This is a genomic window from Kineococcus sp. TRM81007, from assembly GCF_022669155.1.
Classification (GTDB): Bacteria; Actinomycetota; Actinomycetes; order Actinomycetales; family Kineococcaceae; genus Kineococcus.
Map to the genome: position 1 here is coordinate 1 of NZ_JALBVB010000039.1, position 11231 is coordinate 11231.

Annotated in this window: 16 protein-coding genes; 8 read left to right on the forward strand and 8 right to left on the reverse strand. The window is 70.5% G+C overall.

Features of this window, described 5'->3' with window-relative positions:
* Positions 1–177 precede the first annotated feature (177 nt).
* From MN205_RS05300 to MN205_RS05310, 3 genes are all read left to right on the forward strand, one after another.
* Complete coding sequence (locus tag MN205_RS05300; protein ID WP_242124793.1) at positions 178–681, forward strand: VanZ family protein; 504 nt, start codon at positions 178–180, stop codon at positions 679–681.
* 196 nt (positions 682–877) lie between these two features.
* Positions 878–1375 carry a hypothetical protein gene (locus MN205_RS05305; protein WP_242124794.1) on the forward strand — a complete coding sequence of 166 codons (498 nt, stop codon included), beginning with the start codon at positions 878–880 and terminating at the stop codon, positions 1373–1375.
* Positions 1372–1680 (forward strand): transcriptional regulator, encoded by a 309-nt coding sequence (locus MN205_RS05310; protein ID WP_242124796.1) that lies wholly within the window; start codon positions 1372–1374, stop codon positions 1678–1680. The genes MN205_RS05305 and MN205_RS05310 overlap by 4 nt, the downstream gene beginning before the upstream one ends.
* 89 nt (positions 1681–1769) lie before the next feature.
* On the opposite strand, the gene MN205_RS05315 is transcribed toward MN205_RS05310, so the two are convergent.
* Positions 1770–2069, reverse strand: a complete 300-nt coding sequence (locus MN205_RS05315; RefSeq protein WP_242125027.1) for a hypothetical protein — start codon at positions 2067–2069, stop codon at positions 1770–1772.
* 208 nt (positions 2070–2277) lie between these two features.
* Here MN205_RS05315 and MN205_RS05320 point away from each other — a divergent pair, with 208 nt between their 5' ends.
* Positions 2278–2661: an SdpI family protein gene (locus tag MN205_RS05320; protein WP_242125029.1), complete on the forward strand. Its 384-nt coding sequence runs from the start codon at positions 2278–2280 to the stop codon at positions 2659–2661.
* Positions 2662–2743: 82 nt separating this feature from the next.
* On the opposite strand, the gene MN205_RS05325 is transcribed toward MN205_RS05320, so the two are convergent.
* The 3 genes from MN205_RS05325 to MN205_RS05335 all read right to left on the reverse strand — a co-directional run bounded on the left by MN205_RS05325 (position 2744) and on the right by MN205_RS05335 (position 4366).
* Positions 2744–3085 carry a hypothetical protein gene (locus MN205_RS05325; RefSeq protein WP_242125031.1) on the reverse strand — a complete coding sequence of 114 codons (342 nt, stop codon included), beginning with the start codon at positions 3083–3085 and terminating at the stop codon, positions 2744–2746.
* 157 nt (positions 3086–3242) lie between these two features.
* Complete coding sequence (locus tag MN205_RS05330) at positions 3243–3671, reverse strand: hypothetical protein (protein WP_242125033.1); 429 nt, start codon at positions 3669–3671, stop codon at positions 3243–3245.
* A gap of 203 nt (positions 3672–3874) precedes the next feature.
* Complete coding sequence (locus MN205_RS05335; RefSeq protein WP_242125035.1) at positions 3875–4366, reverse strand: hypothetical protein; 492 nt, start codon at positions 4364–4366, stop codon at positions 3875–3877.
* A gap of 216 nt (positions 4367–4582) precedes the next feature.
* On the opposite strand from MN205_RS05335, the gene MN205_RS05340 reads away from it, so the two are divergent.
* Positions 4583–4894, forward strand: a complete 312-nt coding sequence (locus MN205_RS05340) for a hypothetical protein (RefSeq protein ID WP_242125037.1) — start codon at positions 4583–4585, stop codon at positions 4892–4894.
* A 288-nt stretch (positions 4895–5182) separates the two neighbouring features.
* A complete protein-coding gene (locus MN205_RS05345; protein WP_242125039.1) occupies positions 5183–6349 on the forward strand; it encodes a hypothetical protein in 1167 nt (388 codons plus the stop codon).
* A 109-nt stretch (positions 6350–6458) separates the two neighbouring features.
* Here the strand turns inward: MN205_RS05345 and MN205_RS05350 are convergent, their stop codons facing one another.
* Positions 6459–6896, reverse strand: a complete 438-nt coding sequence (locus tag MN205_RS05350) for a hypothetical protein (protein WP_242125042.1) — start codon at positions 6894–6896, stop codon at positions 6459–6461.
* Between the two features lie 229 nt (positions 6897–7125).
* On the opposite strand from MN205_RS05350, the gene MN205_RS05355 reads away from it, so the two are divergent.
* Entirely contained in the window at positions 7126–7863 is a 738-nt protein-coding gene (locus MN205_RS05355) for a phosphotransferase family protein (protein ID WP_374115849.1), read from the forward strand.
* 134 nt (positions 7864–7997) lie between these two features.
* Entirely contained in the window at positions 7998–8540 is a 543-nt protein-coding gene (locus MN205_RS05360) for a GNAT family N-acetyltransferase (protein WP_242125046.1), read from the forward strand.
* An 80-nt stretch (positions 8541–8620) separates the two neighbouring features.
* Here MN205_RS05360 and MN205_RS05365 read toward each other — a convergent pair whose 3' ends face one another.
* The 3 genes from MN205_RS05365 to MN205_RS05375 form a co-directional block, all read right to left on the reverse strand.
* On the reverse strand, positions 8621–9556 hold the full coding sequence (locus MN205_RS05365) for a tyrosine-type recombinase/integrase (protein ID WP_242125048.1): 936 nt from the start codon (positions 9554–9556) through the stop codon (positions 8621–8623).
* 109 nt (positions 9557–9665) lie between these two features.
* The gene (locus MN205_RS05370; protein WP_242125050.1) at positions 9666–10403 is read right to left on the reverse strand and encodes an Abi family protein; all 738 of its coding nucleotides are present in this window, start codon (positions 10401–10403) and stop codon (positions 9666–9668) included.
* Positions 10404–10695: 292 nt separating this feature from the next.
* Positions 10696–11187, reverse strand: a complete 492-nt coding sequence (locus MN205_RS05375) for a hypothetical protein (protein WP_242125051.1) — start codon at positions 11185–11187, stop codon at positions 10696–10698.
* Positions 11188–11231: the final 44 nt, after the last annotated feature.

Below are 11231 nucleotides of genomic sequence, written 5' to 3' on the forward strand. Positions count from 1 at the left end.
GCGGGATGACCGTGAAGTCCCCTGACATGATCGATTAGTGCTCGACCACCTACCGCTGCCGCGAGAAGCTCTCTTGCGAGCAGGCGTCGTGGCCTTCAGGTCCGGTGACCTACGCCCGAGGCAAGGTGTCGGGCACCGTGCCTCGGGCGGCCTGGAAGGTGCAGGGGTGGTGGCGTTGTGCTGAGCACGTTCCTGATCACCCACCGGTGGATCACCCCGGCTCTACTGCTGGTCTACATCGTCATCGGTCCGGTGATCGGTGCGTGGCTGGTCCGGCGCCCTCGACTGGCGTGGGCGTTGACTGCGCTGTCCCTGCTGCCGTTGGCGGCTCTGACGCTGGTGCCGGTCGATCGCGATCTGAGCGTGGGCTGTGCGGTCCAGTGGGACTGGCCAACGCCGGCTCGGGTGGAGTCCTTTGCCAACGTGGTGCTCTTTATCGCGCCGGTGCTGTTGGCGGGTGTAGCGACCCGTCGGTGGGTGTTGGCCGCTGTGGTTGGTAGTGCGCTGTCGGCGGGGATCGAGGTGCTGCAGGCTCTCGTTCCCGGCCTGGGTCGCTCGTGCGACACCGGTGACTGGTTGGCGAACACCATGGGCGCGCTTGTCGGTGGCCTGCTTGCGTGGGGGGCCTTGGCATTGGCGCGGTGGAGACGGCCTGCGGAGCGAGCCGCTCGCCTCCACTAACGCGACAGCGGGGTAATAGCCACAAGCATGTGCCGGTGGTGGCCGTAGCCGCGCGGAAGGGTCTGCTGCATGACCGTGAAGTCGTACGCCGCCGTGATCGCGCTCGGACCGCGGGATGAGCGGGCACTTCAGCAACCATCCACGCGAGCACGACCTCCTACTTGCCGTGATGGAAAGTCGTAGCTAGCTTTCCAGTATGGAAAGCGATCCTCGGGCCACTCCCGACGACGCCCGCGCAGCCCTGCGCGAACTCACCGACACGCGCCGGCGCCTGGCCGAGCGCATCACCTCCCCGTGGTGGTACCGCCTGGGCGCGGCCGCCTGCACCGCCTCGCTGTTCCTGGGCGTCGGCCTGCTCGTGGGCCGGCCCGACGCCGGCAGCAGCGCGGAGTCGGCATCGACGCTGCTGATCGTGTTCGGGGCCATCCTGGCGCCGATGGCTCTGCTGGCGGCGCTGAGGCGTTCGACGGGGATCTCCATCGAGCGCTACGGCGAGGGCCTGGGCACCTGGTACGCCGTCGTGTTCGGGCTCTTCGCGTTGGGGTTCGCGCTGCAGGCCTTCGCCGGCGTGCCCTTCGCCCTGCCCGTCGCCGGGGTCGGTGCCTTCGTGGCCACGGTGCTCACCGAGCGGCGCATCGACGACCTGCTGCGCCGGCGCGTGCGCGAGGGCCGAGGCGCGCAGGCGGGAGCGTGAGCGCGCAGGCGCGCCCGGTCTTCGACGAGATCGTCCACGCCCCCAACCGCCTGCAGGTCTGCGCGATGCTCGCCGCCGTGGAGGCGCTGGACTTCGCCACCGTGCGCGAGGCGCTGGCCATCAGCGACTCGGTGCTCAGCAAGCACGTCAAGGTCCTGGCGGACGCCGGGTACGTGCACACCGCCAAGACCCCGCACGGCTCGCGCACTCGTACCTGGCTGTCCTTGACCGACGCCGGCCGCACGGCGCTGGATGGGCACTTGGCGGAGCTGCGCCGCATCGCGGCCCTGGCCACGACCCCCTAATCACACCTCACGGATCGACAAGGCCGTGTAGTCGTCGGCCGGTCATGATCGCGCCCGGAGGGCGGGATGACCGAGCACCGCTGCCGTCGTCAGTCCGTCTCGTCGAAGCGCAGCGTCAGCGTGCTGCGGTAGGCCCCGCTGTCGTGCTCGGCGAGGGGTTCCACCGGGTCGCTGTCGGTGGGCCACAGCCGCACGGCGCGGTAGGCGAAGCCGTCTTGGTCACCGGCTTCCCATTCCAGCGCCACCGCCTGCCCGGCATGCAGCTGTCGGTAGCCGGTGATCGCTACGTGCGAGAAGTGGGCCCAGCACCCGCCCGGTGTCTGCGGGCAGTCAACGACTCCCCACCCTTCTTCCGAGTGCCACTCCCGCACGACAGCCTCGACAACCATGCCCGGCATCCTCGTGCACGCACTGGCGGTACGCGGGGACTACCCGCACGAGCGCGCAAGGTCTGCGGGATGACCGTACGTGCGGCCCGCTCTGCGATCAGCGCCTCCGACACGTTGCGAAGCGGGCGCACAGGACAGGTGAGTGCGGCGGTGACCACCTGACTGCCAAGCTGAGGCTGTTGATCACTCAGCGTTGGAAGGTGCGAGCGTGCCGGTAGGAGCTGTCATCTCAGCCGTGTGGGGCTTGGTGGTGCTCGCGGTGCTGCTGGTGGCCATGGCCAGGGCTGTCCACTCTGGCGGGCTGGAGCGCAACTCCCTGATGGGCGTGCGCACCAAGGCGACCATGCACTGCGATGAGTGCTGGCGGGTCGGGCACCGAGCCGCGCAGGCGGGGCTGCGCCGTGCAGGCTGGGTCGCGGCGGTGGCTGCGGTGGTGGGCGTGGTGCTGGCCGTGGTGGGCTCTGGACGCTCGTGGGGCGAGGCGGTGACCCTGACGGCCTTCGGCATCGGCTACGCCGGGGTGGTGGCGGTGCTGCTGCACGCCACGGTCGTGGCTGGTCGAGCCGCGCGTGCGGTGCACCCGCGCCGTTGACGACTTGCTCTTCGACGAGATCGCGATGTCCGCGGCACAAGCGCGAGGTCGGCGGCGGATCGAGAGGCGCGAGCGGCTCGCTTCAGTGGGTCGGCCGTTGTCGCAGCTGCAGCGGCTGGTGGTTCAACGGGCCGTTGCGGGCCTCGATGAAGACTTCCTCGTCCTGGTGCACCTGCACCTGCAGGGTGCCGGCGCCCAGGGGTGCCCCGGTGCCGCGGTAGCGCCAGAACGCTTCGAGCGTGTGCTGACCTGGCTCGAGGGTGAAGACGCTGGTGCGACCCCACGCCAAGGCGTGCTCGGTTCCGTCCAGGCAGAGGTACGGCTTGGCGGCAGGCCTCAGCAGCAGGGCGTTCATCCAGTGAGGTCGAGCCAGGAAGCTCAAGCGTGCCCCGCGCTGGCTGGTGCCTCGGGCGGTGTCGCTCACGACCTCACTCTTGCACCAGTCACTGCAGCGGCGGCCACCACTCGCACTTCGACAGAAGCGTGAAGTCGGCCGGCCATGATCGCGCCCGGAAGGCGGGATGACCGCGCACTCCGCGCCGCGACGTGGCTACGCGCACGCCAGCAGCACGCGAGGGGACTTAACGCTCTGAGCGAGCTCCGTCGAGCAGCTCGAGCAACAGCTGGGGCAGCGGGACGAGGCAGCTTTGCGCGGAGGACCCGGTCAGAGCGGCGGCGCGTTCGGCTGCGACGGTCAGGCCAAGACCAGCGAGCAACTGGCCCAGGTCATCACCTTCCACGTTGACGTCGGTCACCCGCCATTCGCCGCCAGCGGCGGCCAAGTCGACGATGACGTCGGTGCACATGGTCCGCCAGCCCTCAGGCGGCTCCTGGCTGGTCGGCAGCCTGGGGAAGCGCTTCGCGAAGTCGTCGGCGGCCGCGCACCAGAGAATCTGGCGTCGCCCATCGGAGACGCCGACCCCTCCGGCGGCGAATCCGCGGGGGACCAGGACGGCGTCGATGCTCTCCTGCAGCCGGGCGACGATGCTTGGCTGCTCGTACTGGGACACGGGTCAAGTGTCCTGTACGGCATCAACCGTTGAAGTGTTCAGCGCTGGCGGACCCTGGGCAGGGTGGCTCGCTCATCGACATCTCAGGACGTCGCCGCCTGCCCATGATCGCGCCCGGTGCGCGGGATGAGCGGTAGATCGTGCAGTGCGCTCCACCGCTGTCGACCGGGAAGTGTTCCTGACCCGGCAGAATCCTGTGGGCGTCAGCGCTCCTGGGGCCGTGCGCGCCGCCGGGCCTCCTTCAGCAGTCGGCGAGCCCGCAGCAGCGACCACACCAGCGCAGCGGCGGCGAGCAGGACGCACGGCAGGGCGATGAAGGCGATGCCGAGGTTGGCGCCCACGGTGGCGGCGGTGGCCACGCGCTGGGCCACCGCCAGCAGGGCACCTGCCGCGGCCACGGGCAGCAGCACCGCCCACCAGCGCCGGTCGCGGCGCAGCAGCGAGCCGGGGCGGTTGATGACGACGCCGATGAGCAGCAGCACCAGCAGCGAGAGCAGGCCGGCCGTCCTCTCGGTCGCGGCGGAGAGCTGCGGGCCGGCGGCGGCCGGGTCGATCCACCCTTCGGGGTGGGACAGGTCCCCGATGGCCCACCAGGTCGCCACGGCCGTGGCGGGCAGCGCGGCGGCGACGGCGAGGAGCGTCGCAACCGGTCGGGGGCCCGTGTGGCGGGTGGGCGGGGTCGCGGTCGGGTGCACGACGGCCTCCGTGCTCTCGGGGGTGCTGGTGCGCCCCGGCGGTCTGGGCTGTGCGGACCTGCGGGTCACGAGTGTGGCAGTGCGGTGCGGCACCGGGGGTGCGCACCGGTGTGGTCGCGCGAGGACGGGGCCAGGAGCGCCTGGTGGTGCGGGAGCGGACCACTTCGCGGCAGCGGACCTGGACTCCCGTGATGGAGGACCGGCAGGATCACCGGTGTGGTGTGGATGACCTGGCTGGCTGCTGCCGCGGTCCTGTCTGCGCTGGCGACGGGTGGCGAGGTGCGCCGGGCCGGTGATCGCCGGGCGTCGCTGTGGGCGGGGCGCGGGTGGCCGCGCGGGCGGGCAGCTGTCTTGTGGGTGGCTGCGCTGGTGTGCGTGGTGGTGGCGGGGTTCGTGGTGCCCGAAGGAGCTGTCAGCGGGTGGGTGCTCAGCCTCGCCGCTGTCGGTGCCGTGCTGCTGCCGTCGTTCACCGTGCTCAGGGTGCACAACCGCAGGGCCGGTGGCCGGAGCGCGCTTCCTCGTCAGTGACGACAGGGGCGGACGACAGGGGCGGCTGAGAAAACCGATCCGCAGAGCTGACGCACCGTTCACCGTTCAGCCCGATCGCGCCCGGAGGGCGGGATGACCGGACGTTGGCGACGTCCTGATTGACGTCTTGATCGAGCGAGGTCCGGCCATCACGCGGTAAGATCACACTCGACGCCTCCGGTGCCGCTTTCGCGGTGCTCGGAGGCTTTTTGCATGCCCCCAACCTCGCCCCACCCCGACCAGCCCTCCACCGCCGTCGCTGACGGGGGCCCCGTCACCTATCGGGCGTTGCTGGCCAACCACGAGTTCGCCGGCCTCTACGTCAGCTTCACCGCGACCACCGCCGCCAGCACCTTGTCCGGGTACGCCTTGGGCACCCTCGTCCAGGTCCAGACCAGCTCACCGCTGCTGACCGCGCTCAGCATGTACGCCGGCACCCTGGCCACCGTCCTGGGGGCGCTGACGCTCATGTCGATCGCCGACACCGCCCGCCCCCGCCGGGTCCTGCTGGCCCTGCAAGGTCTGTCGCTGGCCACCGTGGCCGCCCAAGCGGTGCCGGGCCTACCGCTCCCGGTCCGGTTCGGGCTGCTGCTGATCACTGGGTTCTTCGCCTCCCTGGGGACCGGGGCCCGGCTCGGGCTGCTCAGCGAGGTCGTCCCCGCCAACCGCTACGCCCTGGCCCGATCGCTGATGAACATCACCTCCGGTGGGACAGCCGTCATCGGCTTCACCGTGGCCGCGTTCCTGTTGCGCTTCCTCGACCCCGATCAGGTCTTCCTGATCTCCGCCGCCCTCGTCGGAGCGGGGCTGCTGGCGACCGCGGTCTCGGTGCGCGAGCACTCCGTACGCCTGACCCGCCGCCCTGGCTTGGCTCGCACGTGGGCCACGAATGCGGCTCTGATGCGCCAGGCTGATCAGCGGGTGCTGCTGGTGAACCTGTGGGTGCCCAACGGGCTGATCGTGGGCTGCGAAGCGCTGTTCCTGTCCTACGACAGCACCCACGCGGGACTGCTGCTGGCTGCCGGGGCCGGCGGGATGCTGGCCGGTGACCTGACCGTGGGCCGCTTCCTCACCGCGCCCCAGCGGGCGCGGTGGGCGCTGGGACTGCGGGTGCTGCTGGCTGCACCGTTCCTCGTCTTCGCCCTGCACCCGCCGCTGGTGGTGGGTGTGGTCGCGGTGTTCTGCGCCAGCGTCGGGTACGCCGCGACGCTGCCGTTGCAGGAGAAGTTGCTCGCGGTGACGGCGCAGGGGGTGCGGGGGCAGGTGCAGGGAGTGGAGTCGGCGGGGCGGATGACCTGGCAGGGTCTAGGTGCTGGAATCGCTGGGGTGCTGGCTCAGGGGCTTGGTCCCGCGGTTGCCATCGCCGTGGCGGCCGGGATATCGCTGATGATCACCTTCGGGACAGCCGGACGGGTGCGGCGGCTCGGGAACGGTGCTTCTCAGGCCACGAGCTGATCTCTGTGGGACCGACGCGCATCGTCCTCATCTCGGCAGATGAGGGAAGTCGACCGACCATGATCGCGCCCGGCCGACGGGATGCTCGCTGCGCGATCTTGCTACCGGCTCACTGCTGTGGGGGGACTTCGACGGAGCCCACTAGCCAGCTCCCGTCAGCGTCTTCACAGCCCTCTGGTCGAGTCAGGTAGTCCATCCCTCGACCAGTGGTGCCACCGCCGAACCAGGCGGTGTCGCCCAGCGTCAGAGCCTGCCCCTGGAAGACGACCTGCTGGGAGTCCGGCCGCCACTCGACGTCGTCGCTGTGCCACACCAGTTCGTGGAAGGCACTGCCGGCCTGCGCCCCGATGCAGCCGTCCCGCTGCGTCAGGACTCCGGTCATGAGGGCTTCCATGTCGGCATCGCTGGGTGCGGTCAGGCTGAGCGGGCTGGCCTTCAGCTCCTCGCTGAGCCCGCCAGGCTCGCCAGGCCCGTCGCACGCGCCCAGCGCAACGGCCAGTGCAGCAGGCAGGAGCAGGCACGGCAGTGCCACCTTCGACGTCCGCACCCTCGGCCACCTCCTGTGTCGTCACTGGGGGTCCTTCCGGTGTGACGCGCGTGGGGGAAGGACGGCTCCTCGTACGCCGATCCAGTCCGTTGACGAACGTCCGCAGATCGGCAGATGCGGACGTCCTGGCCAAGGCGGGATGACCGCGAAGTCGGCTGGTCAGCGGGCGGCGCCGTCGCCGACGCAAAGCCGTCGCCGGCAGGTGACAGCGTCCGCCACGATGACGGACGTGGAAGAGGTCGAGGTCGTCGTCGCCCATCGAGAGCGTGCGACCCTGCGCGTCGGTGACGTCTTCCTCAAGATCGACGCAGACCGGGCAGGCACCGACGTCGAGGTGGCCGCGATGGCCTTGGCGCCCATTCCGACACCACGGGTCCTCTGGCGCAATCCACCCGTGCTCGCGCTGGCCGCTCTGCCCGGAGCAGCGCTGGGGTGCCTGGGGCGCCCCTCGACCGCACCGCCCGGCGCCTGGGCTGCGGCGGGCGCCGTCATCCGGCGGCTGCACGACGCGCCGCTCCCGCCGTGGCCCGGCCCCGGCCTGGAGGGCATCGCGTCGAACCTCGACGAGCAGTGCCGGTGGCTCATCGCCGACGACGTGCTGCCCACCGATCTGGTCACCCGCAACCGGCAGGTCGCCGAGGCCGCTCTGCGGGAGTGGGTCCCGGTCTTCACCCACGGGGACCTGCAGGTCACTCACGTCTTCGTTCAGGGGGACACCGTCACCGGTGTGATCGACTGGTCCGAGGCGGCGCCCGGGGATGCGCTGTTCGACCTGGCTACCCTCACCCTCGGGCACGAGGAGCACCTCCACGACGTCGTCGCCGGCTACGGGTTGCCCGTGCACCTGGACGTGATCCGCGGCTGGTGGGCGGTGCGCAGCCTGTCGGCCATCCGGTGGCTGCTCGAGCACGGGTTCGACCCGTTCGCGCCGGGCTGCGAGGTCGATGTGCTCAAGGCGCGGATGTAGCGCTGGACGTCTTCGACGTCCTGGTCGCGGGATGACCGCGCGGTGGTGGAGCGTCGATAGTGCCTGTCGTAGCCTCCCGTCGTGATCATCGTGGTGGGCGAGCAGGCCGACGGGTGGGCGCAGGAGGCGCAGCGGTGACCGGGTTCGCGCTGCGCGTTGATGACGAGCTGGAGCTGGTGCTGCGCGAGGCGTGGACTGTGGCTCCCTTGCACGAGCTGATCATGTCCAACCTGCAGCACCTGCGGCCCTGGGAGCCGTGGGCTCGCGGCGAGCAGACCGAGGCGGACTTGAGCGCCTTCACCCGTCACGCGCTGGGTGAATGGGTCGAAGGGCGCAGCCTGCCGACCGCCCTGCGCTTCCGCGGACGCCTGGTCGGTGGGGTCGGAGCCCAGCTGAACGCCTACTTCGGCACCGCAGAGATCGGCTACTGGATCGACGCGGGCCATCAGGGGCGGGGGCTGGTGACCCGGGCGGTGGGCGCGTTCGTGCAGCACCTCTTCGAGGAGCGGGGTGTAGCGCGGGTGGAGATCCAGACCGCGGTGGGTAACCAGCGCAGCCGTGCGGTGGCGGAGCGGTTGGGCTTCGAGTTGGAGGGGGTCCTGCGCGCGGCTCAGCCGGCGCTGCAGGGTCGTCACGATGTGTGCGTCTACGGGAAGACGACACCTCCCGAGGCCTGACTTTGCAGACGGTGGTGCCTTCGCTACTGGCCTGGACATGGTCGGCAACCATCCGGAGATCGACAGAAGGGTGCGGTTGGTCAGGTGCCGGAGGCCATGTACGCGGCGAGGATGTAGTTGGGATGGCGGTCCAGGGTGGTCCTCGCCCGGTCGTAACGCATCGTCGTCCTCGGATCGGCGTGGCGGGCGGCGATCTGCACATCCCGCAGATCGACACCGGCGTCGAGCATGGTGGTGACGTAGGTGTGGCGCAGCATGTGCGGATGCATCCGCGGCAACCGGATCCGCGCGTCGGCGGCGAGGTGCTTGAGGCGGCGGGTCGCGGAGTGACGGTCCAGCCGCCCGCCGCGGGTGTTCAACATCAGCGCTCCGCTGCCGCGGTCGCCGATGGCTCGGTCCACCGCCCGTCCCACCGCTGGAGCGAGAGGGACGAGGACGACCTTGTGGCCCTTGCCCACCACTCGCAGGACCCGGTGGCCGTGCTCCTCACCGAGGTCGGCGATGTCGAGTCCGCAGGCCTCGAAGATCCGCAGGCCCAGCAGTCCGAGCAGGCAGACCATCGCGAAGTCGCACGGGTTGGCCGAGTCCCGCGACGTGGCGAGCAGCGCCTCCAGTTGCAGGTGGGACAGACCCAGGGTGGGTGACTCCGGGGGGACGTTGGGGCGGCGGACGTAGTCGGCCGGTGAGTGCTCCAGCAGCTCGTCGATGACGCAGGTCCGGTAGAAGCTGGCTACCACCGACGTCCGCCGCGACACCGTGGAGGCGGCGAAGTGCTGGGTCTCCTGCATCCAGCGGACGTAGAGCTCGATGTGGGGTCGGCGGGCTTGGAGGGGGCTGAGCTGCCGGAGTCGGCACCAGGTGAAGTAGGCGCGCAGGTCGGAGTCGGCGTGGCGGCGGGTCTCGCCGCGGTAGCGGGCGAGGTAGGCGGCGACGGCGAGGCGTAGGGGGTCGGTGCGCCAGGTCCCGTCGCCCAGGGCGATGGGGAGGTGGTCAGGGTTTGCTGAGGGTGAGGTCATGCTCGAGCGTGCCCTCAGGCCACATCCAGCTGCTATCGCCGGTGCCGGTGCCGGTGCCGGTGCCGGTGCCGGTGCCGGTGCCGGTGCCGGTGCCGGTGGGCCAGCGTGGTCAGCGTGCCGGTAGGAGGGCCGGTACCCGGCTGGTCGTGTCGATCAGCCAGTGCAGGCGTGGGGTGATGCGGCCGGCAGTGTCCAGCAGCTGGGTGTAGTCACGGTGCAGGTCACGGCCGTGGATGGGTTCGTGGTGGGCGATGCGGTTGCGCAGCTGACGCAGGTCGTCGACGGCGGAGTGCAGGCGCTGGCGGCGGACCTGGGCGAACGCTTCTCGCAGGCAGGGCTGCCACAGGCTGCGGTTGTACTCCTCGGCCAGCAGAGACCACCAGAAGCCGAAGGTGAGCTCGGCGACCACCCGGCCCGGCAGCTCCTCGCGTCCGTCGCGGGTGGCGGCCCTGATGGCGGTCATGACTTTGCGGCGGGCGTTGAGGGAGAGTGGCACCTGCGGGTGGCGGTACCAGGGCAGCTCCCCGGTCGGGGTGGGACCGAGGGCGACGTCCCGTCGGCCACCGGGTGCCTGGGCACTGTCGTGGGAGCCGGCTGATGCGGATGGGGCGAGGTCCAGGGTGGCGGCCCAGGCGGTCAGCTGCTGGTCCAGGCGGTTGCGCAGGCCGACTTCGAAGTAGTGCAGGGACTCGTAGAAGGCGGCGCTGAGCTGCACGTTGAGCGTGTAGAGGGTGAGCGCATCAGCCAGGTCGCCACCGGTGGCCTGGCGGTAGGGGGTCAGGCGGGGAGCAGACAGCAGCTCCTGCACGTCGGTGATCACTTCGGGTGTCACTCCGCGCCAGTCCACGCTGCCCTGCTCCTCACCTGCGGGCAGCCCGTCGCTTGCCTCCGCCGGTTGCCGATCCTAGACTGGAAGGCACGAGAGCCCCGGGATTCACGGCGTACCAGCTTCGGCTAGGGAAACCCCCCGGGGCCTTGTCATCTCCTGCTCCGGCTCCTTCCGGATTCGTTGGGCGTCGGCGGACCCGGCCACCGGGTGTCCGTGCAGCCGATGCATCACCGTCTGACCGTGAAGAGCAGGCCTGCACCGCGCGGTCGCCCGCCCGGACGGCGGGATGACCGGATGTGCGGTCGGATTCTCAGCTGGTCCAGGCGAGCAGCCGGCGCGCTGAAGCGGGACCGATGGAGGGCCACAGGCGGATGCGCCATTCGTCTCCGGGCGTGGTGGAGCCTGGCCAGCCGCGGGTGATGAAGCGCCGACCGGTGATGAGCGCGTGGTACTCCCCGCTGGGCACGGGCAGCTGGGTGCCTTCCAGGGTCGGGGACTGGTAGTAGAGGCCGTACTCGCTGACGCTGAGGTGTGCTTCGTAGGCTTCTTGCCAGTCCTGCAGGTCATCCTCAGCCGGCGCGCTCCAGCGCTCCAGCGTCAAGGGCATCTCGAAGTTGTTCTGGTGCGGGCAGGTGATGACCAGGCAATGGCGCTCCTGAGCGATGTGGTCGCCCTTGAGGGCTCGCTGCAGCAGAGCCTCGGTGTCGAGGTCGTCGCTCCAGTAGTCGGTCCACAGGTCGAACTGGCCGTAGTCCATGGCCACGACGACGTTGTGTGAGTCGGTGAGGTGAGCTTGATCCACATCTGCACTGTGGCATGCCCGCCCGCCTCGCATCGGGTGATGCA